Genomic DNA, 21,263 nt, shown 5'->3' on the forward strand with positions numbered 1-21,263 from the left:
GGCGACGGAGAGTGCTGAGCGGGACCGGGCCGTCATGCCATGGCGGCGGCCTCTTTCTCCGTCTCCTGATGGGCCAGAACCTGGCTGAGTTCCTCTGTCGGGCCGCCCGACCGCACCGCCCAGACGAAGCTGCCGACGGCGATGAGTGCCATCACGATGAGGTCGGTCGGACCGTCGAGTGCTGGACTCTTCAGCGGGCCGTACTCGCCGAGGTACGAGACGAGCAGCATCGCGAGGAACGTGCCGACGATCCAGACGCCGCTGCGCACGTGTCGTCGGCCCTCGGCCGTGCTCACGGCGTAGAGCCCGGCCAGGAAAGCGGCGATGGCCACGGTCATCGCGGTGAAGTACACGGGGAAGCTCCACCCGTCGGCGGCCTGCTTCTGATCGCGGTTGAACAGCCAGCCACCGCCGACCGCGATGAGGATCCAGGCGACGCTGAACACCCCGGACACGACCCAGCTGCCCACGGCCTTGCTCCAGCCGTTCTGCACGCTGTTGTAAGCGCCGTAGACCGGCAGGGCGAGGAACACGATCGTGAACAGGTTGATCAAGGAGACCCAGCCCGCGAAGTAGATGAGCATCAGGCTCGCGACGAATCCCGCGAGCGCCCAGAAGTACGCCCACTTGACGCGGACCGGGCGGTGCATGTCGGGTGCGGTGCGTCTCAGAACGATCATCACCGGGCCGCCCATGACGTAGGACAGGGTGAGCGCGACCGACACCTGGGAGACGAACGAGTACCAGCTCGGCGCCGGGAAGAAAAAGAAGAAGCCGAGCAAGGTGCACACCAGGAGTCCGACGATCGGCGTGCCGTACTTGTTGATCTTCTGCGCACGCTTGGGGAGTTCACCGTTGACCGACATCGAGTACACCGAGCGGGCGCCGATGCCCAGCCACACCCAGCCGGTCGCCGCCGGGGACAGCGCCGCGTCGGTCAGCAGAATCGTCGCGAACCACGCGAAGCCGGCTGCCGTGACCGCGTTGAGCAGCGGGGAGGACGCCCAGCCGCTGGACATCAGGCCGGTCCAGTCGCCGGGGCTAACCCCCGCGTCGCTCCAGTTGATGGCGCCGAGGAAGCCGATCTGCAGCACGACGTAGATCACGAGCGGAATCAGCAGGCCGCCGACGATCATCGCGATCGGGATGTTGCGCTGCGGGTTGACCGCCTCACCGCCGAAGTCGAGGATCTGCCGCAGTCCGGAGTAGGCGAACACGATGCCGCCCCCCGCCAGGGCCCCGAAGACCGCGCCGGACCCTTGCGGCGCGAAGCCGCCGCCGATCGTGAAGTTGGCCGACGAGAAGGCCGTGAACATCAGCCCGGCGGTCACGACCGGGATGACGAGCTTCCACACCGTGACCCACTTGTTCGACTCGCTGAGCAGCTTGGCGCCCATCGAGTTGAGGAAGAAGAACACGAACAGCAGGCCGAACCCGACGAGGATGCCCCTCGGCCACGACAGCACCATCGTGCCGCCGCTCTCGGTGAGCCAGCCCAGTTGCGGCCAGTGGCCACCGACGTAGGTGATGACCGCCTGGGCCTCGATCACCGGCAGGGCCAGGGTGGCGATCAGATAGCCCCAGCCGTTGAAGAAGGAGAGGAAGGCCCCGTGGGTGAGGCGCGGGTAGCGGACCCCGGCGCCTGACCTCGGCAGCATCGTGCCGAGTTCCATCCAGGTGACGCCGATGACGGCGAAGAAGACCGCGCCGAGGACCCAGGTGATGATCGAGGCCGGCCCCGCGAGGCTGGCGGCGGCGAGCGTCGCCAGCAGCCAGCCGGACCCGATCTGGACGCTCACGGCCAGGGCGATCAGTCCGACGAGGTTGATCTGTTTCTTCAGGTGCGCGTCGCTGGCCTCATACGCGCCCTCGGCCGGTGCCGATGGCTGTGTGTCTCTCACGATGACTCCCTTGTCCATTGTGCGAGTCGATTGCCTCGTCGACGCCAGGGCAGCGGAGGTCGTCAGCACCCATCCACGGCGCGCAGATTGTCGGACAATCTGGCGGGAAAGTACGGCCCCGGGCAGGGCCGGGTCAACAGGTGCGGCAGAATCTGTTGCAGATTGTCAGACGATCAGAGGGTAGCTCTCAGCCAGCGGAGCTCGCTCCCGCGGAGGCACTCAAAACGTCGACGAAGGCGGCCACTGTCGGCCGCTGGGCGGCGAAGGCACGGAACACCACCACGATGTGCCGCTCCATGGTCTCGTGCAGAGCGAGAACATCGAGGCGGGACGGCCGCAGTCGCAGCATCAGATCCGTCACCACGCTGACCCCGACGCCGGCCTCGACCAGGGCGAGGGTGGCGGCGGTGTCCGTCACCTCGTGCAGGACCTGGGGCTCGAAGCCCGCCCGGCGGCAGGCGGTGAGCACCGCGCGGCCGTAGTAACTGGGGATCGACGGCATGATCCACCCCTGGTCGCCTGCGTCCGCGAGGGAGATGCTCCGCCGCCCCGGCATGGCCCCGACCGGAACCGCGAGCGAGAAACGCTCCCGGGACAGCTCCCGCACGCTCAAGGACGGATCGCGCGGGATGGGCACGTCCGGGTAGTCGAGGCCCAGCGCCAGATCCACGGTTCCGCCCGCGACCGCGTCGTACACCTCGTCCACGTCCATGTCCCGGCTGCGCACGGTGACGCCGGGATGCTTCTCGCGTACCTGCCGCAGGGCGGGCGGCAGGATCTCGGCGGCGGCCGTGGCGAAGAGCCCGACCCGCAGCGTCCCGGAGATCTCGTTGCGGGTGCGCTCCAGCGCCTCGACAGCCTCGGCCTCGGTGGTGAGGATGCGCTCGGCGTGCAGGGCCAGCGTCGAGCCGGCATCGGTGAGTTCCACGCGGCGCCCCACCCGCCGCAGCAGCTGCATTCCCGTGGCCTTCTCCAGCGCGGCGATCTGCTGGGACACCCCTCCAGGGGTGTATCCCAGGGCCTCCGCGACCGCGGTGACAGTGCCGCGCCTGGTCAGTTCCACCAGTGAACGCAACTGCGCACTCGTCCAGTCCATATAGGAACCCTAAAAGATCGGAAGCACTAACCGTTGATAGACGTCAACGGTTGGGTTGCTACACGATGACGCACAGACAGCTGATCGGCGCCGTAATGCACTGACTTCATGCAATGACAGCCCCTCCGCCCCTCAGAAGGGCGGCTCCTGGAAGGGAGTGGCCTGTTGTCCTCCTCCGCCTTCCGCACTGTTCCGCCCACCGCCGATGTCGTGATCATCGGTGGCGGCGTGATGGGTGCGAGCACCGCGTTCCACCTCGCCGAGGCCGGTGTGCGGAACATCGTCGTCATCGAGCGCGGAGAGCTCTGCTCCGGCAGCTCCGGCAAGCCGATCGGCGGCGTGCGCGCCCAGTTCTCCGACCCGCTCAACATCGAACTCGGCAGCCGAAGCCTGCGCGCCTACCGGGAATTTCCCTGCCGGCCCGGCGCCGACATCAGGCTCGACACCGTCGGCTATCTCTTCCTGCTCGACAGCGAACAGCAGGTGCGCGACTTCGAAGCCGGAGTCGAGCTCCAGAACAGCCTGGGCGTGGCCAACCGCATGATCGGCCCCGAGGACGCGCAGCGCCTGTGTCCCTACATCAGCACCGACGGCCTGGTGGCCGCCGCCTACTCCCCCGCCGACGGACACGCCCGCCCCGCACTCGTCGTGGAGGGATACGCGCGGGCCGCGGCCCAGGCCGGTGTCACCATCGTCACCCAGACCGCGGTCGCGGGCATCGACACGGCCGGGGACCGCGTCACCGGTGTGCACACCAGCCACGGCCGCATCGCCTGCGGCGCCGTCATCTGTACGGCGGGCGCCTGGTCGGGGCTGATCGGCGAGATGGCCGGTGTCCACCTGCCCATCCGGCCGGTGCGGCGGCAGCTGGCGTTCACCGCGCCGCTCACGCCGTCCGCGCCGCGCATCCCGTTCACCATCGACTTCTCGTCGTCCGCCTATTTCCACAACAGCGACGACGGGCTGCTGTTCGGGCTGGCCGACCCCGACGAGAAGGACGGCTTCGACACCACCTGGACCCCGCGGTGGCTGGAACTGTTCCGCACCGTCGCCCGGCACCGCGCCCCGGCCCTGGCCGACATGAAGACCGTCGGCGGATGGGCCGGCCTGTACGAGGTCACGCCCGACCACAACGCGCTGATCGGCCGCTGCGGCGAGCTGCCCAACTTCCTCTACGCCGCCGGGTTCTCCGGGCACGGTTTCCTGCAGGCGCCCGCCGTCGGCGAAGTGCTGCGCGATCTGTACCTGGAGCGCGAGCCGTTCACGGACATCTCCCCGCTCAGCGCCGACCGGTTCCGCCACGGCGCCGAGATCCGCCCCGAAGCCCACGTGGTCTGAACCCCGACCTCCCGACCGAAAGGCCGAACCATGTCGACGATCAGCCAGTGGCAGCTGCGGGCCGCGTTCGCGGCACGGCTGTCGCAGATGTACGGGCAGGAGGTCCCCGCCTACACCACACTCGTGGACGTCTCCCGCGAGGTCAACGAGGACGTCCTGCGCGCCCGCGGAGCCGACGCCGAACGCCTCGGCTCCATCGGCCGCGTGACCGCCGAACGGCACGGCGCCATCCGCGTCGGCACACCCCGCGAACTGGCCCAGGTCGCCCGCGTCTTCGGCGCCCTCGGCATGCACCCGGTCGGCTTCTACGACCTGCGGGAGGCCGCCGCCAGCGCCGTGCCCGTCGTCTCCACCGCCTTCCGGCCGGTCGACGGCGAGGAGCTGGCCCGCAATCCCTTCCGGGTGTTCACCTCCCTGCTCACCCCGGCCGACCCCCGCTTCTTCACCCCCGACCTGCACGCACGCCTGGAGACCTTCCTCGCCGCCCGCGTACTCTTCCCCCCGGAACTGCTCGCCCTGGCCGACCGGGCCGCCACGGAGCGGGAACTGCCCCGGCAGGACGCAGAGCGGTTCCTGCGACTCGGGGTGCAGGCGTTCGAACTGTCCGCGGAGCCGGTCGACCGGGCCTGGTACCAGGAGCTGGAGCGGGTCTCCGCTGTCGCCGCGGACATCGGCGGCGTCCGCAGCACCCACATCAACCACCTCACGCCGCGCGTCCTGGACATCGACGAGCTGTACCGCCGTATGACGGACCGCGGCATCGAGATGATCGACACCATCCAGGGCCCGCCGGCCTGGAAGGGCCCCGACGTCCTGCTGCGGCAGACCTCCTTCAAGGCCCTGGCCGAGCCGCGCACGATGCGTCTCGCGGACGGCAGCGTGGAAACCGGCGCCCTGCGGGTCCGCTTCGGCGAGGTGGAAGCGCGCGGCATCGCCCTCACCCGCGAGGGCCGCGCCCTCTACGACGGCCTCCTCGGCCGCATCGACGAGCAGGCGTTGCGGATGTCCGCCGAGGCCCGCGGCGACATCGCGCGCGGCGTGTGGGAGCAGCACATGCCGGACAGCGAAGAGGAACTGGCCGCCCGGGGACTGGCCTACTTCACCTACGTACCCGCGGAAGGCCGGCCCCGCGACGGCGGCAGGCCGCCCGCCGACCTCACCGAACTGGTGCGGCAGGGCTGGGTGCGCGCCGAGCCCATCGTCTACGAGGACTTCCTGCCCCGCTCCGCCGCAGGGATCTTCCAGTCCAACCTCAGCGGCGAGGGCACCCGCGACAACGACCAGGAAGGCACCGCCTACGACGCGGCCTGGCTGTCCGGCGCCATCGGCCTCGACGTACTGGACCCCTACGCGCTCTACGCCCGGCAGCAGACCGACTCCCTCGCCCAGGTCGCCCGCGCACTCGACCTCACCGACGCTCTCGGCTGACCCTCACACCCTCGAAGGACCACCATGACCAGCACCGCACTGCCCACCACCGACGACCTGCGCGCCCGCGCCCGCACGGCCCTGCAGCACATCGGAGTCGACGTCCCCGAGGGTGGCGACCTCCAGGCCCGCACGCCCATCACCGGAGAGAACCTCTTCGGGGTGAAGGCCGCCACCGACGCCGACACCGAAGAGGCCATCGCGGCCACCCGTGCGGCCTTCCTCACCTGGCGCACCACGCCCGCGCCGCGCCGCGGTGAACTCGTCCGCCGCCTCGGCGAGTTGCTGCGCGAGCACAAGAGCGACCTGGCGGACCTCGTCACCATCGAGGCGGGCAAGATCCGCTCCGAGGCGCTCGGCGAGATCCAGGAGATGATCGACATCTGCGACTTCGCGGTCGGTCTGTCCCGTCAGCTGTACGGCCGTACGATCGCCTCCGAACGGCCCGGCCACCGTCTGGCCGAGACCTGGCATCCGCTCGGCGTGGTCGGCGTCATCTCCGCCTTCAACTTCCCCGCCGCCGTGTGGTCGTGGAACACCGCCGTCGCCCTGGTCTGCGGCGACACCGTGGTCTGGAAGCCCTCGGAACTCACCCCGCTGATCTCCCTGGCCTGCGACCACCTGCTCGCCCGGGCCGCCGACGAGGTGGGCACGCCCCGCGACGTGCACCGCCTCCTGCTCGGCGGCCGCGCGGTCGGCGAGAAGCTCGTCGACGACCCCCGCGTCGCCCTCGTCAGCGCCACCGGCTCCACCCGCATGGGCCGTGAGGTCGGCCCCCGGGTCGCCGCGCGCTTCGGCCGCAGCCTGCTGGAACTCGGCGGCAACAACGCCGCGATCGTCGCCCCGTCCGCCGACCTGGACCTCGCCATCCAGGGCATCGTCTTCGCCGCGGCAGGCACCGCGGGCCAGCGCTGCACCACCCTGCGCCGCCTCATCGTCCACCGCGACATCGCCGACACGCTCGTCGAGCGGCTGACCGCCGCCTACCGCAAGCTCCCCATCGGCAGCCCCTTCGAGGACACCACCCTGGTCGGCCCGCTCATCTCCACCGAGGCCTTCGCCCGCATGCAGGACGCCCTGGCCCGCGTCCAGGCCGAGGGCGGCAAGATCCTGGCGGGCGGCAACCGGCGCCTGACCGAGGAGGCGTCCACGGCCGCCTACACCGAGCCGGTCCTCGTCCGCGTCGACGAGCAGACCGACGTCGTACGGGAGGAGACCTTCGCGCCGATCCTGTACGTCCTCACCTACGACACCCTCGACGAGGCGATCGCCCTGCACAACGACGTCCCCCAGGGCCTGTCCTCCAGCATTTTCACCCGCGATCAGCAGGAGGCTGAGATCTTCCTGTCCGCCGCCGGCTCCGACTGCGGTATCGCCAACGTCAACATCGGCACCTCCGGAGCCGAGATCGGCGGCGCGTTCGGCGGCGAGAAGGACACCGGCGGCGGCCGCGAGTCCGGCTCCGACGCCTGGAAGGCCTACATGCGCCCGGCCACCAACACCATCAACTACTCCGGCGAACTGGCTCTCGCCCAGGGAGTCAGCTTCCTCTGAGCAGGCCCTGATGCACGCAGCCGTTCAGGGGGATGCCGGTCACGGCATCCCCCTAGCCCTCGCTCGCGGAGCGCTGTCGCTCGGCGATCATCTCCAGCAGTTCGTCGGCGCTCGCCCGGGTGTGGCGCTCGACTTCGGCCGCGATGGTGTCGGGGTCGCCGCCGAGGATGGCGTCGATGAGGCGTTCGTGGACGTGCAGGGCGCGGTCGGGGTCGGAGCGGGTGCTCTCGTCGACGGTGATGGCGAGGTTGATCTGGGCCTCCACGGTGGGCCAGATCCGCTTCAGCATGGCGTTGTCGGAGGCGTCCCAAATGGTGCGGTGCAGCGCGATATGGGCCTGGTGGAGACGGCCGGGGTCCTGCGCGTGGTGGGCTGCCCGGTACTCCTCCCAGACACTCCGCAGCTGCCCCCGGCGGGACCCGTCCGGGTCGTCGGCGAGGGCGCGCGCGGCGAGGGTTTCCAGGGCGACCCGGACAGCGGCGGTGTCGGTGATGAACTTCTCGTCGATGGCGGTGACGATGACCCCGCGGTAGGGCTGCTGTTCGAGGAGCCCTTCGTGGATGAGCTGGTAGATGGCCTCGCGCAGGGTGGGCCGGCTGACGCCCAGTTGCGACGCGATATGGACCTCACGCAGTGGCTGTCCGGCCTTGAGCTCACCGGCCATGATCGCCCGGCGCAGCTCGTCCACCGCCGCGCCCCGGCGCGTCTGGGTGCTGACCGGCCTGGGGCCGGCGGCCTGGGCAGCGTGCTCGCTCATACGTCCTCCGCAGATTGTCAGACTGCATTCTAGAGGGAGGCCGGGCGGGGAGGCCCGAGTCCGGCTGGCGGCTGCCACTGCGGTGTTCAGGATCCGTACTCGGTGACGCGCTCGGCCCTGATGGTGACGACCACCCGGGGGGTCGTCGCGGTCTCCAGCCAGGACCGGCCCGCGTACTTGTGGGAGAGCTCGTCGATCAGCTCCGGCCCGCCGTCCCGGGTCATGGTGGCCGCACCGCGGACCACAGCATAGGCGTACGGGTTGTCGCGGTCGGCGATCAGGACACTGGCCCGGGGATCGCGCAGCAGGTTGAGGTGTTTGACGCGGCCCTCGACGGTGGAGAAGGCGATGCCGTCGTCGGTGGCCTTCACCCACACCACGCTCTGCTGGGGCAGACCGTCCTTGCCGATCGTGGCGATCGTCGCGTAGTTCGGTCCGGAGGCCAGCCTGCGTGCGAACTCGGTGAGCCGGGACATGTGCGAGAGCCTTTCAGGTGGAGGGATGGGAGTGAGGACACGGACGCAGCCCCGCTCGGACCGGTGCGGGGAGGTCCGGTCCGGTGCGGTGAGCGGGGCTGCCGTTCGTGGGATGTGTGTTCAGAAGCGGACGGCGTCGATGAACGCCTGCAGTCCTGGTGTCTGCGGGTCGTTGAAGGCTTGCTCCGGTGGCACGTCCTCCTTGATCAGGCCGTCCTCGAAGAAGCAGATGCGGTCGGCGGCCTTGGAGGCGAAGGCCATGTCGTGGGTGACGATGCCGCAGGCGATGCCGTCCTCTTCCTTGAGCTTGGTCAGCACGCCCAGCACCTCGGCGGCGACCGGCGGGTCGAGCGCGGAGGTGATCTCGTCGCAGAGGAGCAGACGGGGGCGCATCATCAACGCCCGGGCGATGGCGACCCGTTGGCGTTCGCCGCCGGAGAGCTGCGTGCAGCGGCTTCTCAGGTGGTGGGCCATGCCCACGTCTGTCAGGGCCTGTTCGGCCCGCTCCAGCAGCTGGCCCTTGGACTCACCGAGTGCCAGGCGGGGAGCGATGGTGAGGTTTTCGAGGACGTTCATGTGGGGCCACAGGGTGTAGCTCTGGAAGATCATCCCGACCTGGCCCCGGAGCTCGTTCCACGCCTCCTGGTACTCGCCGTCGCGCACCACGGCCTGTCCGGCGAGGTCGATGTCCCCGGCGTCCGGCTCCTCCAGGCCGGCGATCACCCGCAGCAGGGTGCTCTTGCCGGAGCCGCTCTTGCCGATGAGGACGGCGATCTCGCCGCTGCCGATCCGGAAGTCGGCCTCCTTGAGGACGGGGCGGCCGTGGAAGGACTTGCACACCCCGCGGGTGCGCACGAACGCGCCGTCGAGCCCGGCATCGGTGCAGGCGTCGGTGACCGTGTCCGAGGTCTTGTCGAGGGTCGGGTTGGTCTCTGTCATGGTGATCAGACACCTTCCGGCTTGAGCAGGGACTTCAGGGCGGGGTTGGCCAGGGCCGGCGGCCGCTGTCCGGGTCGCATCCGGGCGAGGGTGCCGCGCAGCCCCGAAGCGGGCGGCGGTGCGCCGCGCGAGCCGCTGGTGAGCAGACGCCGCTCGACGTAGCTGGTGAACAGCGTCGCGGGGAAGGCGATCGCGAAGTAGATGACGGCGACCAGCGTGAAGATCTCCATGGGCCGGTAGGTCTGGCTGGAGAGGATGTTGCCCTGGAAGGTGAGGTCGGCCAGGCCCAGGGCGGAGACCAGGGAGGTGTCCTTGAACATGCTCACGTTCAGGGACAGGATCGTGGGAATCTGCTGGCGAAAGGCCTGCGGCACGATGATGTGGCGCAGGATCTGCACCCGGTTCAGGCGCAGCATCCGGGCCGCCTCGATCTGCTCGACGGGCACCGACTGCATGCCGGCGCGGTAGGTCTCCGACATGAACGCGGTCAGGTGCGCGGTGAGCGCGATGATGATCGAGAGCTCACCGGGCAGGTCGATGCCGAGGAGCGCCGGAAGGGCGTAGAACACCCACAGCAACTGGATCAGCAGAGGAGTGCAGCGGAACACCTCGATGTAGAACTGGGCGGGCCAGCGGATGACCTCGATCTTCGACATGCGGGCCACGGCGAGCGGGAAACCGAGGACGGCGCTCGCGACGATGACGATCGTCGAGATCTTCAGAGTCAGCCACAGCCCGTCCAGCAGGGTGGGAAGCGCGGGGCCGATGACGCTCAGATCGAATTCGTAGGCGAGGTTCACGGAATTCATCACGGACTACCTCCGGGAGGACGGCGAGATCCGGTCAGGACTTGATCTCGAGGTCGCCCAGAGCGTCCGCGTCCCGGTAGCCGGCCTCGGCGAATGCGCGGTCGATCTCACCGCTGGCCACCGAGTTGTCGATCGCGACGTTGAGAATGTCCATGGAGCGGGCGTCGATGCCGGAGGGGACGCCGTAGGCGACGTGGTGCACGAAGATCGCCGGGTCGGGGACGACGATGCCCAGGGACTTGTCCTTGGTCGCCATGTCGACGGCGGTGCCCAGGTCGGCGAAGATGCCGATGGCCTTGCCCGCCTTCACGCCCGCGGCCGCGTTCTGGTAGGTGTCCACGCGCAGTTCTTTGGCCTCGGCCTTCTGCAGCGCCGCGTCCAGCGCGGAACCCTGCGTGGTGGCGATGGGCTTGTTCGCGTCGAGAATCTGCTTGCTGCTGGTGTAGTCGCTGTCCCGCTCCACCAGGAACACACCCGGGTAGGACCACGAGCCGTGGGTGAAGCGGATCGCGAGGCTGCGCTCGACGGTCTGGTCGAGGTCGGCGGCGACGTCGTACTTGTCGGCCTGGAGGCCGGCGACGATGTTCTGCCAGGTGGTCGCCACGGTCTTGATCTTCACGCCGATGCCGTCCGCGAAGTTCTCCAGCGGGATGAGGTCGGGGCCGCTGCAGGTGCCGTCCGCCTTGACGACGATGGTCGGCGGGGCGTCGGCGCAGCCGACCCGCAGCACACCCGCCTTCTTGATCTTGTCGACCCAGGCGGCCTTGCCGGAGTCACCGGAACTGGCGACGGTCTGGGTCGAGCCGCCGTCCGAGCCGGCCTTCCCCCCGAAGTAGCCGGCCAGCCAGGCCAGGATGAGAACGCCGACCACGTAGAAGGTGTATCTGCTCTGCTTGGTGAGGGCCATGGCTGGTTGCTCCAGTGCTAGGGGACGAGTGGTGCAGCGTGCGGCATGGGGGGATTCGTTCGATCCAGGGCCTACGGGCCTTTGGGCACTGCGGTGAATGAGCGGGCCTCGGGTGGCGCAGGAGCGCCGCCGTGGTCAATACCGCGTGAGACAGGGCGCTCCCGGAGAGAGACGCCCGAAGATTGTCTGACAAGCGACTGAGATGCCGGAAGGCTAGGGACGCACCCCTGCTGTGTCAATAGCCGAAATCGTGATGTTCCGACACGGCGCCCAGCCCGGGCGGAGTCGGCCGAATCCTTGACTTCCAGGCATTGACCGCGACGGGTGGTCCCGTCTAGCGTCCCCATCAAGCCGCCGATTGTTTGACAATCTGCGATCTCGAAAGGAAGGCCGGCCATGAGGTTCAGTCGCGCCTTGAACGTGGTGGACGCGCATGCCGAGGGCGAATCCGGCAAGGTCGTCGTCGGCGGGGTCGGGAAAGTCCCGGGCCAGAGCCTCTTCGAGAAGATGCGCTACTTCGAGGAGCACCACGACCAGCTGCGCAAGCTGCTGCTCCAGGAGCCGCGCGGCGCGATGTGGCACAACGCCAACATCGTCCTGCCGTCCAACGACCCGCGGGCCGACATGGGGTACGTCATCCTGGAGTCGACGGAGTATCCGGTGATGTCCGGCTCGAACACCATGTGCGTGGCCACGGTGTTGCTGGAGACCGGCATGCTCCCGATGACCGAGCCGGTCACGCACCTCACGCTGGAGTCCCCGGCCGGACTGATCCGGGTCGAGTGCGAGTGCGCCGACGGCAAGGTGCGGCAGGTGAAGCTGGTCAACCAGCCCGCGTTCGTCTACCACCACTTCGCCGACCTGGACGTGGACGGTCTCGGCCGGGTGACCGTGGACATCGCCTACGGCGGGATGACCTTCGTCTTCGCGGACGCCGAGTCACTCGGCTTCAAGCTCGACGTGAGCGAGGAGGCTGCACTGTGCGAACTCGGACAACGCCTCAAAAGGGCGGCCGTGCGCCAACTGGACGTGAGCCACCCGGAGAACCCGCTGATCCCCGGCATCACCAACACCGTCTTCACCGGCCCGCTCCACCACGAGAGGGACGAGGACGGCACCGAGCTGATCCGCTCCCGGAACGCCACCGTCGTCTCCCCCGGCAGGATCGACCGCTCCCCCTGCGGCACGGGCACCTCCGCCCGCCTCGCCGTCCTGCACGCCAAAGGGCTGCTGCAACCGGGGCAGCTCTTCCGGCACGAGTCGCTCATCGGCAGCCGGTTCGACGCCCGCATCGAGTCCACGACCACGGTCGGGCCGTACGACGCCGTCGTACCCAGCATCTCCGGACGGGCCTGGATCACCTCCTTCAACCAGCTGGTCCTCGATCCGACGGACCCGTTCCAGCACGGCTTCGTGGTGGGGCGGCCGTGGGAGCCGGAGCTCTGAGCTCCGGCGGCACCAAGTATTCGACGATCTTCCATTCTGCGCGGTTCAGCGACCCGAGAGGCGCCTGAAAGCGCCTGTCAGGAGGTACACGACGCCATGCGGACCATCGTTGTGGGGGCCGGAGCGGTCGGTCTGGCCGCCGCCTACCGGCTGGCCAAGGCCGGCTGTGAGGTGACCGTGCTCGACGCCCGGAGCGCGGGCTCCGCCGCCTCGCACGGCAACGCGGCCAAGATCGCCCTGGCGGAGAGCGGCCCGGTGCCCGCACCCGGTGTGATCCTGCAGTCCATCAAGTGGATGCTGAAGCCGGACAGCCCGCTCTACGTCAAGCCCTCGCTGAACCCGGCCTTCGTGAAGTTCATGCTGACCATGGCCCGCCACTGCACCACACGGGACTTCCGCGCCGGCCTGGAGACGACGCTGCGTCTCGCCGAGGGCACCATGGACCTCCTCGACGACTGGACCCGGGACGGCGTCGCCTTCGAGATGCACAAGGCGGGCGTCCTGCTCGCCTTCGAGACCCGCGAGCGCTACGAGGAGCAGCTCGCGTCCCTCGACATCTTCGAGCACTTCGGCATGGTCGCCGAACATCTGCACGGGGACGCCGTACAGGCCAAGGAACCGGTCCTGAACAGCCGTATCAGGCATGGCCTGTTCTTCCCCGACGACCGCCAGATCGAGCCCGACTCCCTCACCCAGGGCCTGCTCAAGCGGTGCACGGAGCTCGGCGTCGAGATCCACGAACACACCCCCGTACGCCGCTTCCTGCGCCGCGGCGACGCCGTCACCGGTGTCGTGACCGACAAGGGCGAATACACCGGCGACACCCTGCTGCTGACCGGCGGGGTGTGGACCGCCCGCATGGCGGCCCAGCTCGGCGTCCCGCTGCCGATCCGGCCCGGCAAGGGATACAGCGTCGACTACTCGCCGTCCCCAGTGCCGCTGCGCATACCCCTCACGCTGGAGGACGCCCGCGTCGCGGTGACCCCGCTGAACGGCTTCCTGCGACTGGCGGGGACGATGGAGTTCGGCGGCCTGGAGGAGAACATCAACCCCCGGCGCGTCGCCGCCATCAAGCAGGCCGCCGCCGACTCCCTCACCGGCTGGGACAACCCGCCGGGAGAGGCCCGCCCATGGGCCGGGCTGCGCCCCATGACCCCGGACGGACTGCCGATCATCGGCCGCCTCGACCCGCTGCCCAACGTCTACGTCGCCTCCGGCCACGGCATGCTCGGCCTCACTCTCGCCCCGGCCACCGCCGAGATCGTCACCGAGGCCATCACCACGCACCGCCTCCCGCCCGTCGCCGAAGCCGTCTCACCGCGCCGCTTCAGCCGACGCTGACCCCCACCGATCTCCCCATGCCACTCCGTTTCCTTCATGCTGATCCCAGGAGTTCCTTCATGAGCGTCCCCCAGTTCACCGGTATCCTCGCCGCCGTCGTCACCCCGCTGACCGCCGACGGCTCGGCCATCGACGCCGAGGGCGTCAAGCGCCAGGCCGACCACATCATCGGCGGCGGCATCCACGGCCTCGTGCCCGGCGGCAGCACCGGCGAGTTCACCACGCTGAGCCTCGACGAGCGCAAGCGGATCGCCGAGCTGTACGTCGAGGCCGCAGACGGACGCGTCCCGGTCATCGCCGGGACGGGAGCGCTCAGCACGGCGGACACCGTGGAGCTGAGCGTGCACGCCGAGAAGGCCGGAGCCGCGGCTGTCATGATCGTGCCGCCGTTCTACGACGCGCCCTCCTTCGAGGAGCTGCTCGCGTACTTCGGCGCGGTGTCCGAGGCGATCGACATCCCGATCATGTACTACAACATCCCCTCCGCGTCCGGCGTGCAGCTCACCCCCGGGCAGCTCGCGCAGCTGGCCCGCCAGACCGCGATCACCTCCTACAAGGACACCGGCGGCGACTTCGCGTGGCTCACCGCCGTCCAGCAGCAGCACGCGGGGGACATCACCGCCCTCAACGGCTGGGACACCCTCACCTTCGCCGCACTCGCCAGCGGGGCGAAGGCCGGCGTGTGGGGCACCGCCAGCGTGATCCCCCAGCTGTGCGCCGACCTGTACGACGCCCTGGCCGTGCGCGGCGACCTGGCTGCCGGACGCGAACTGTGGACGAAGATCTTCCCGATCTGCCAGTTCCTGGAGTCCCACAACTACGCCTGCGGCATCAAGACCGGCCTCGACCTGGTCGGCGTCGGCGCCGGCCCGACCCGGCGCCCGGTGCTTCCGCTGGCGCCGCAGTACCGTGAGGAGTTCCGGCAGCTGCTGATCGCCGCCGGCGTCTCCGTGACCGAGGACAGCGTGGCCGCCTGATGAGCACGTACAGCCGCATCCACGCGATCGACGTCCACGCCGAGGGCGAACCGGGGCGTGTGCTGATCGGCAGCCATCTGCACGTCAAGGGCGCCACGATGGCCGAGCGGCTGCAGTACTGCGAGAAACACCTAGACGACCTGCGCCGGCTCCTGCTCCGGGAGCCGCGCGGCTACCCGGCGCTGTGCGGCGCGCTCGTGCTGCCCCCGGCCGACCCGGCCGCCGACTTCGGCCTGGTGGTGCTGGAACAGGGCGGTTTCCGCCCCATGTCCGGCTCCAACCTCATCTGCGCGGTCACCGCGCTGGTGGAGACGGGTGCGGTGACGGTGAGCGAGCCGGTCACGGACCTCACCGTGGACACCGCGGTCGGGCTGGTCCGGGTCCGCGCCGAGGTGTCGGGGGGCAGGGCCAGGCGGGTCACCTTCGCCAACGTGCCCGCCTTCGCCGTAGCCCTCGACCATGTGCTGGACCTGCCCGAGTACGGGCGGGTGCCGGTCGACATCGTCTTCGGCGGACAGTTCTTCGTCCAGGCCAGGGCGGCCGATCTGGGCCTGGTCGTCGAGCCGGGGGCCGCAAAGCAACTCGCACGCGCCGGCGCGGTGCTGCGCACGGCGGCCCAGCAGCAGTTCCCGGTCGCCCACCCGCTCAACCCGGACATCAACGAGATCGCCCTGACGATGATCCACGGCCCCTCCCCCACGCCCGGGGTCTCCGGCCGCAACACGGTCGTCCTCCCCAACGGCCCGGTCGACCTCGCCGATCCGGCGACCTGGACCGGCTCGCTGGACCGATCCCCGTGCGGCACCGGCACGTGCGCCCGCATGGCCGCCCTGCACGCCCGCGGCGAGCTCCCCCTGAACACACCGTTCGTCCACGAGTCGGTCATCGGTACGACCTTCACCGGCACGCTGCTCGACACCGCCCAGGTCGGCCCGTACCAGGCCGTGTTGCCGACGATCAGCGGGCGCGGCTGGATCACCGGCTTCAACCAGTACGTCCTGGACGACACCGACCCCTTCCCGTACGGCTACACACTCGGCGACCTGTGGGGCGCCACGGAACAGGAGCGCTGATGGAGACCCCCGAGACCACCGGCACGCAGTTCATCGCCGGCAAGCGCCGACCCGGCACGTCCGGCGAGGAGTTCGCGGTGACCAATCCGGCCACCGGCGAGGTCCTGGCCATCGACTCCCTCGCCGGGGCGCAGGACGTGGACGAGGCGGTGGCCGCCGCACGCGCCGCGTTCGCCGAGTGGTCGCGCACCACACCGGTGGAGCGCTCCGAGGCGCTGCTGCGCTGGGCGGACCAACTCCAGGCGCGGGCCGATGAGTTCGCCCGCGTCGAGAGCCTCAACGCCGGAAAGCCGATCAAGCTCACGACCGGCTTCGACGTCCCCGGCACCATCGACAACGTGCGGTTCTTTGCGGGGGCGGCACGCAACCTGGAGGGCCGCGCGTCGGGCGAGTACTCCGGCGACCACACCTCCACCATCCGCCGGGAGCCCGTCGGCGTCATCGGCTCCATCGCCCCCTGGAACTACCCGCTCCAGATGGCCGCCTGGAAGATCCTCCCCGCGGTCGCCGCCGGCAACACGATCGTCCTCAAGCCCTCCGAACTCACCCCGCTGACCTCGGTGATGTTCGCCGAGGCGGCTCAGGCCGCAGGCATCCCGGACGGCGTCATCAACGTCGTCACCGGCACCGGGCCAGTGGCCGGGCAGGCACTGATCACCCACCCCGACGTCGCCATGGTGTCCTTCACCGGCTCCACCGCGGTGGGCCGCCAGGTCGCCGCCCAGGCCGCCGGGTCGGCCAAGCGCGTCCACCTCGAACTCGGCGGCAAGGCGCCCTTCGTGGTCTTCGACGACGCGGACGTGGAGGCCGCCGCCCGCGGTGCGGTGGCCGGGGCGCTGATCAACGCCGGCCAGGACTGCACGGCCGCCACCCGCGCCTATGTCCAACGGCCGCTGTACGAGGCGTTCGTGGCCCGGGTCGCCGAGCTGATGGACGGTGTACGCCTCGGCCCCCTCGACGACCCGGCCACCGACATGGGCTCCCTGATCTCGTTCCGCCAGCGCGACAAGGTCGCCGCCATGGTCGAGGACGCCCGCACAGCCGGGGCCACCGTCGTGCGCGGCGGCGGGATCCCCGAGGGCACGCTCGGCCGGGCCGCCTACTACGAGCCCACCCTCATCACCGACGCCGCCCAGGACTCGGCGATCGTCCAACAGGAGATCTTCGGCCCGGTCCTGGTCTGCCTGCCCTTCGACAGCGACGACGACGCGCTCCGGCTCGCCAACGACACCCCCTACGGGCTCGCCGCATCCGCCTGGACCACCAACGTCTACCGCGCCGGCCGCGCGAGCCGCGAGATCCAGGCCGGCTGCGTCTGGATCAACGACCACATCCCGATCATCAGCGAGATGCCGCACGGCGGCTACAAGGCCTCCGGCTTCGGCAAGGACATGTCGGCCTACTCATTCGACGAGTACACCAACGTCAAGCACGTCATGACCGACATCACCGGCGAGCAGCACAAGTCCTGGCACGACACCGTCTTCACCGGCCACTGAGCCACCCGATCGAGCCGTCCAGGAGGGACTTCATGACCACCGCTCACCGCTTCCCGGGGAAGGTGGGTGTCGTCACCGGCGCGGGAGGCGGGATCGGTTCGGCCATCGCACGGCGTCTGGCACGCGAAGGCGCCACCGTCGTGGTCTGCGACGTGGACGGCGCCGCGGCGGACAAGGTCGCCGGGGAGATCGCGGGAGAAGGTGGGAAGGCCGAGGCCCACCAGTTCGACCTTGCCGACACCATGGCGTGTGTCCAGGCCGTCGACGAGGTGGTCGCCCGCCACGGGCGCCTCGACGTGCTGGTGAACAACGCCGGCATCAACCGGCGCGGCGACCTCCTCGCGCTCTCTCCGCAGGACTGGGCGCTCAGCTTCGCCGTCAACGTGGACCCGCTGTTCCACCTGTGCCGGGCAGCGCTGCCACACATGGCGTCCCAGGGCGGCGGAGCCGTCGTCAACACCGCCTCGCAGTGGGGACTGCAGCCGGCGCCGGGACACATCGCGTACAACGTGACGAAGGCGGCCGTCGTCGCTTTCACCCGCAGCCTCGCCCGGGACCACGCCCACCAGGGCATCCGCGTCAACGCCGTGTGCCCGGGAGAGATCCGCACCCCGATGGTGGAGGCGAACCTCGCGCGGACCGGACGTACCGTCGCCGACCTCGACGCCCTGGTCCCGTTCGGCCGCATCGGGACGCCGGAGGAGGTCGCGGCGCTGGTCGCGTTCCTGGCCTCGGACGAGGCGCCGTACATGTGCGGGTCGGTCGTCGAGATCACCGGAGCGCAGGCAGTCGCGTGAGCAACGAACCGACCCCCGCGGGCAGCCTGCTCCTTGCCCGGCGGGACGGTCCTCGTCACCGGCGCCTCACGCGGCATCGGACGGGCGACGGCACTCGCCGCGCACTGTGGGGGCGCTCATGTCCTCGCGCACTGGGCGGGCAACCACCGGGCCGCCGGCGACCTGCAACGTCGACTCGGAGACCGAGGCTGTCTGGTCCGCGCCGATCTCCGCGACGCGGGCAGGACGCAGGCCATGTGGCAAGAGCCCCTGACCTGGCGCGGTCATGTCGACGTCCTGGTCACCAACACGGGCGCCTGGCTGGGATCACCGCTGGAAGACCTGACTGCCTGGCACCAGGGCTGGGCCGACAATCCCAACCTCACCGGGCCGGCCGACCTCAGCCGCAATGCGGTGCTGCACTTCCGTGCACGGGGCGGAGGCATCGTCATCAGCGTGTCCAGCCGTTCCGCGCACCGCGGGGGCGACGCGGAGCACCTGGCGTGCGGCGCCGCGAACGCGGACCTGCCAGCCCTGACGAAAGGCATCGCCCGGGGCTTCGCGGCCGGCGGTGTCCTCGCCTGCTCCGTTGCACCGGGTGGGTCGCGACAGACCCGGCCGAGGCAGGCGCGACGGACGCTGCGAGCATGCCCCTCAGGAGGTCACCCCACCGCAGGACATGACGGAGATGATCGTGTTCCTGGCCTCCGGCCGCTCACGTCACACGACGGACACCACGATCGACATCACCGGCGCGGACTACGTCCGCTGAGACACCGGTGCGGCGGCCAACATCCTTCTTGCCCCTCCCGGACGTTGAGCAGCATCGGCGTGGACAGCGAGCGGGGCAGCACTGCGCTGTCGAGACCGCTCTGTACGACGCCGTAGCCCTGCCCGACGTCGGGCAGGTTGGTGTTGTCCGGCATGCTGCCGCTGAGGTCGGCCAGCGAGGTGGAGACGGTGGTGTCGAGGGCGAAGCAGCCGGCGCACTGGTTGTGTCCGGCGTCGGTCGTGGTGGCCGGGTTCCCGTCGAAGTCGGCGGTGGCGAAGTAGCCGGTGATGACACCGCCCGGTGAGCGCCCGCCGCACAGCACCTTCCATTTCCGCACGCCCTGGCCGGGCAGCTCGGCGGAGAGCAGGTCGTACTGGTCCAGGGTGCCCGGCTGGGCGGCGAGGATCCGGTCCGCGTCGGCCGCGGCGTCCGGTCCGTCGGTGGCGCGGTAGGCAGATACGACAGCCATTCGCACGCTGCCGGACGGGGGCCGGACGGCGCCGGCAACAGCGTCTTCACCCGCGCCACGGACTTGCGCACCTCGCCGGCTTCAGACGTCGACGCCACCGGCGTCCAGGCCCGCGCGCCCTCGGCCCGGACACCGGCGGGCCGCCGCGGTGAGCGTTCCCGTGGTCAACAGCACCGCCGGCGCGGCGCTGCACTGATCGAATGGGGCCGGCCGGGCGCGAGGCGGGTGTCCTGCGCGCGGCCCAGACGGGCCATGAGAGGCAGATCACCCTGAACCGGTTGATTGGTCCCCTGAGCCGGACTGCCGAACAACTCCGCCGCTTGTGAGCATGGTGCCTGTCGTCGGCGCCCGGCCTGACCCGTGTGCCGGACGGAACCGGCAGACCAATGAGCAAGAAGCTCGTCGGCCCGGTCGGCCGGACCGTGCTCGTCTCCGCGGCCTCACCACTCCGATACAGAGCCGACAGCCGTGCTCGCGACTGTCCGAGCGGGCCGGTTCGTGCCTCACCCCCCATCCGTGCAGGAAGGAACCCCACCATGAGGAATCACGTTCTCCGTCGGCTCGGTGTCTCGATGGCGGTCCCCGCCGCTCTCGCCGGCGCGGTCTACCTGGCCGGCCCCAACACCACCTCGGCCAGCGACAGCCTTTCCCATGTCCAGCTGGCCGCCGCAGACCGAATCACCAGCAACATCACAGCCAACTTCAACAGCGGGAGCCGCTTCACCTGGGCGAACACCTACAACTCGGTGATCAGCCAGATCCGCGCCCGGGTCACCAACGGAAGCCTGCGAGACGGCATCCTGCGCCAGCGCCCCGCCAACGTGAACGACTACTTCGCCGTCCACTTTCAGGCCGGTGCCGGCAATCCTCAGCTCAGCCTCGTGTTCAACGCCGCCAACCTGTACGTCGTCGGCTACTACAACCACGCGACCAACACCTACGTCCGCATGGGCGCCGGTCCGGCCAACCCCGTGAACGCGGCCCACGTCAGGAGCGACTTCCTGCGACAGGGCGACTACGGGTATCTGGAACGCACCGGCCACTTCGACCGCTCCAACCAGATTCTCGGGATGGGTGCCTTCTTCTCGGCGATGAGCACGTTGGCCAACGGCAGGCCGCTCGGGTCCGTGGCCGCGACCCAGACGGCCGCGCAGGCAAACGCCATCACGACGATGATCCAGATGTTCGCCGAGGGCGCCCGGTTCGACTTCATCTCCTCGAACATCAGCCAGTACACCCGGGACGACAGGACCTTCACCGCCGGTACGTACGTCCCGGTGCGCCCGGACGGCGGCAACGCCAACGAGCTCGCCCGCACGGCCGTGGTGAACTCCGTCGACTGGGAGAACGTCTGGGCACAGCTGTCCCGCTATGTCCGGGACCGCCTCCATGACGGCCGCGCCTTCAGCTTCGCGGTCGGCAGCCACCTCATCCTGCGGAACATGCAGGCGGCGGCCAACCAGCTCGCCGTGGACTACTCCGGCTGACGGCAACCGGGAGCTCAAGGGGCGCCGTGCATCGTGACGGGGCGACCGATGCCCTGGCCGACTGGCAGCGGACGACGCTGCACGGCAGCCCCGAAGATGTCCGAGGGGATGCTTCGTGCTCTGCCGACGGTCGCTGAAGCCCTTCTCCCCCGTACTTGCCGCGGGTGAGACGCGCTGAGCCAGTCGGAAACCCTTGTCAGGGAGCACCGCCAGCGCGG

General features: G+C 69.9%; 18 protein-coding genes and 1 pseudogene. 11 read left to right on the forward strand and 8 right to left on the reverse strand.

Annotation, left to right across the window (positions count from 1 at the left end; all coding sequences use genetic code 11):
- Positions 1-32 precede the first annotated feature (32 nt).
- Positions 33-1,901 (reverse strand): APC family permease, encoded by a 1,869-nt coding sequence (locus tag IM697_RS23225; RefSeq protein WP_194037859.1) that lies wholly within the window; start codon positions 1,899-1,901, stop codon positions 33-35.
- Between the two features lie 187 nt (positions 1,902-2,088).
- On the reverse strand, positions 2,089-2,997 hold the full coding sequence (locus IM697_RS23230) for a LysR family transcriptional regulator (RefSeq protein ID WP_194037861.1): 909 nt from the start codon (positions 2,995-2,997) through the stop codon (positions 2,089-2,091).
- Between the two features lie 165 nt (positions 2,998-3,162).
- On the opposite strand from IM697_RS23230, the gene IM697_RS23235 reads away from it, so the two are divergent.
- Genes IM697_RS23235 through amaB form a run of 3 tightly spaced genes read left to right on the forward strand, consistent with a single transcriptional unit; the run spans position 3,163 to position 7,317 of the window.
- On the forward strand, positions 3,163-4,335 hold the full coding sequence (locus IM697_RS23235; RefSeq protein ID WP_194037863.1) for an NAD(P)/FAD-dependent oxidoreductase: 1,173 nt from the start codon (positions 3,163-3,165) through the stop codon (positions 4,333-4,335).
- A 30-nt stretch (positions 4,336-4,365) separates the two neighbouring features.
- Positions 4,366-5,763, forward strand: coding sequence for a 2-oxoadipate dioxygenase/decarboxylase (gene hglS / locus IM697_RS23240; RefSeq protein WP_194037865.1), 1,398 nt, complete (start codon positions 4,366-4,368; stop codon positions 5,761-5,763).
- 24 nt (positions 5,764-5,787) lie between these two features.
- Complete coding sequence (gene amaB / locus IM697_RS23245; protein ID WP_194037867.1) at positions 5,788-7,317, forward strand: L-piperidine-6-carboxylate dehydrogenase; 1,530 nt, start codon at positions 5,788-5,790, stop codon at positions 7,315-7,317.
- 52 nt (positions 7,318-7,369) lie between these two features.
- Here amaB and IM697_RS23250 read toward each other — a convergent pair whose 3' ends face one another.
- The 5 genes from IM697_RS23250 to IM697_RS23270 form a co-directional block, all read right to left on the reverse strand.
- On the reverse strand, positions 7,370-8,074 hold the full coding sequence (locus IM697_RS23250) for a GntR family transcriptional regulator (protein WP_194037869.1): 705 nt from the start codon (positions 8,072-8,074) through the stop codon (positions 7,370-7,372).
- Positions 8,075-8,160: 86 nt separating this feature from the next.
- Positions 8,161-8,550 carry a PPOX class F420-dependent oxidoreductase gene (locus IM697_RS23255; RefSeq protein ID WP_194037871.1) on the reverse strand — a complete coding sequence of 130 codons (390 nt, stop codon included), beginning with the start codon at positions 8,548-8,550 and terminating at the stop codon, positions 8,161-8,163.
- A gap of 120 nt (positions 8,551-8,670) precedes the next feature.
- Entirely contained in the window at positions 8,671-9,489 is an 819-nt protein-coding gene (locus tag IM697_RS23260) for an amino acid ABC transporter ATP-binding protein (protein WP_194037873.1), read from the reverse strand.
- A gap of 5 nt (positions 9,490-9,494) precedes the next feature.
- A complete protein-coding gene (locus IM697_RS23265) occupies positions 9,495-10,298 on the reverse strand; it encodes an amino acid ABC transporter permease (RefSeq protein WP_194037876.1) in 804 nt (267 codons plus the stop codon).
- Between the two features lie 34 nt (positions 10,299-10,332).
- Entirely contained in the window at positions 10,333-11,205 is an 873-nt protein-coding gene (locus IM697_RS23270; protein WP_194037879.1) for a transporter substrate-binding domain-containing protein, read from the reverse strand.
- A gap of 396 nt (positions 11,206-11,601) precedes the next feature.
- On the opposite strand from IM697_RS23270, the gene IM697_RS23275 reads away from it, so the two are divergent.
- From IM697_RS23275 to IM697_RS45960, 7 genes and pseudogenes are all read left to right on the forward strand, one after another.
- Positions 11,602-12,651: a proline racemase family protein gene (locus IM697_RS23275; protein WP_194037882.1), complete on the forward strand. Its 1,050-nt coding sequence runs from the start codon at positions 11,602-11,604 to the stop codon at positions 12,649-12,651.
- Between the two features lie 96 nt (positions 12,652-12,747).
- The gene (locus IM697_RS23280) at positions 12,748-13,992 is read left to right on the forward strand and encodes an NAD(P)/FAD-dependent oxidoreductase (protein ID WP_194037884.1); all 1,245 of its coding nucleotides are present in this window, start codon (positions 12,748-12,750) and stop codon (positions 13,990-13,992) included.
- Between the two features lie 59 nt (positions 13,993-14,051).
- Positions 14,052-14,969, forward strand: a complete 918-nt coding sequence (locus IM697_RS23285; protein ID WP_194037886.1) for a dihydrodipicolinate synthase family protein — start codon at positions 14,052-14,054, stop codon at positions 14,967-14,969.
- Positions 14,969-16,042 carry a proline racemase family protein gene (locus IM697_RS23290; protein ID WP_194037889.1) on the forward strand — a complete coding sequence of 358 codons (1,074 nt, stop codon included), beginning with the start codon at positions 14,969-14,971 and terminating at the stop codon, positions 16,040-16,042. The genes IM697_RS23285 and IM697_RS23290 overlap by 1 nt, the downstream gene beginning before the upstream one ends.
- On the forward strand, positions 16,042-17,541 hold the full coding sequence (locus IM697_RS23295; protein WP_194037891.1) for a gamma-aminobutyraldehyde dehydrogenase: 1,500 nt from the start codon (positions 16,042-16,044) through the stop codon (positions 17,539-17,541). The genes IM697_RS23290 and IM697_RS23295 overlap by 1 nt, the downstream gene beginning before the upstream one ends.
- Before the next feature lie 32 nt (positions 17,542-17,573).
- Positions 17,574-18,338 (forward strand): SDR family NAD(P)-dependent oxidoreductase, encoded by a 765-nt coding sequence (locus IM697_RS23300; RefSeq protein WP_194037893.1) that lies wholly within the window; start codon positions 17,574-17,576, stop codon positions 18,336-18,338.
- Between the two features lie 33 nt (positions 18,339-18,371).
- Positions 18,372-18,878 (forward strand): annotated as a pseudogene (locus IM697_RS45960) (SDR family NAD(P)-dependent oxidoreductase); the annotation flags it as partial.
- A 185-nt stretch (positions 18,879-19,063) separates the two neighbouring features.
- On the opposite strand, the gene IM697_RS23310 reads toward IM697_RS45960, so the two are convergent.
- Positions 19,064-19,558, reverse strand: a complete 495-nt coding sequence (locus tag IM697_RS23310; protein WP_228044123.1) for a hypothetical protein — start codon at positions 19,556-19,558, stop codon at positions 19,064-19,066.
- A 536-nt stretch (positions 19,559-20,094) separates the two neighbouring features.
- Between IM697_RS23310 and IM697_RS23315 the strand changes: the two genes are divergently transcribed.
- Positions 20,095-21,045, forward strand: coding sequence for a ribosome-inactivating family protein (locus tag IM697_RS23315; protein ID WP_194037896.1), 951 nt, complete (start codon positions 20,095-20,097; stop codon positions 21,043-21,045).
- Positions 21,046-21,263 lie beyond the last annotated feature (218 nt).

It is taken from the genome of Streptomyces ferrugineus (assembly GCF_015160855.1).
In the GTDB taxonomy this organism is placed as follows: domain Bacteria; phylum Actinomycetota; class Actinomycetes; order Streptomycetales; family Streptomycetaceae; genus Streptomyces; species Streptomyces ferrugineus.

Bases quoted from the DNA above. Each gene is read 5' to 3' on its own strand.
- IM697_RS23280 (WP_194037884.1), top strand. From the start codon at position 12,748: ATGCGGACCATCGTTGTGGGGGCCGGAGCGGTCGGTCTGGCCGCCGCC.
- IM697_RS23290 (WP_194037889.1), top strand. From the start codon at position 14,969: ATGAGCACGTACAGCCGCATCCACGCGATCGACGTCCACGCCGAGGGC.
- IM697_RS23260 (WP_194037873.1), bottom strand. From the start codon at position 9,489: ATGACAGAGACCAACCCGACCCTCGACAAGACCTCGGACACGGTCACC.
- IM697_RS23255 (WP_194037871.1), bottom strand. From the start codon at position 8,550: ATGTCCCGGCTCACCGAGTTCGCACGCAGGCTGGCCTCCGGACCGAAC.
- IM697_RS23315 (WP_194037896.1), top strand. From the start codon at position 20,095: ATGAGGAATCACGTTCTCCGTCGGCTCGGTGTCTCGATGGCGGTCCCC.
- IM697_RS23275 (WP_194037882.1), top strand. From the start codon at position 11,602: ATGAGGTTCAGTCGCGCCTTGAACGTGGTGGACGCGCATGCCGAGGGC.
- IM697_RS23300 (WP_194037893.1), top strand. From the start codon at position 17,574: ATGACCACCGCTCACCGCTTCCCGGGGAAGGTGGGTGTCGTCACCGGC.
- IM697_RS23295 (WP_194037891.1), top strand. From the start codon at position 16,042: ATGGAGACCCCCGAGACCACCGGCACGCAGTTCATCGCCGGCAAGCGC.
- IM697_RS23265 (WP_194037876.1), bottom strand. From the start codon at position 10,298: ATGAATTCCGTGAACCTCGCCTACGAATTCGATCTGAGCGTCATCGGC.
- IM697_RS23270 (WP_194037879.1), bottom strand. From the start codon at position 11,205: ATGGCCCTCACCAAGCAGAGCAGATACACCTTCTACGTGGTCGGCGTT.
- IM697_RS23310 (WP_228044123.1), bottom strand. From the start codon at position 19,558: ATGGCTGTCGTATCTGCCTACCGCGCCACCGACGGACCGGACGCCGCG.
- IM697_RS23230 (WP_194037861.1), bottom strand. From the start codon at position 2,997: ATGGACTGGACGAGTGCGCAGTTGCGTTCACTGGTGGAACTGACCAGG.
- IM697_RS23285 (WP_194037886.1), top strand. From the start codon at position 14,052: ATGAGCGTCCCCCAGTTCACCGGTATCCTCGCCGCCGTCGTCACCCCG.
- hglS (WP_194037865.1), top strand. From the start codon at position 4,366: ATGTCGACGATCAGCCAGTGGCAGCTGCGGGCCGCGTTCGCGGCACGG.
- IM697_RS23250 (WP_194037869.1), bottom strand. From the start codon at position 8,074: ATGAGCGAGCACGCTGCCCAGGCCGCCGGCCCCAGGCCGGTCAGCACC.
- amaB (WP_194037867.1), top strand. From the start codon at position 5,788: ATGACCAGCACCGCACTGCCCACCACCGACGACCTGCGCGCCCGCGCC.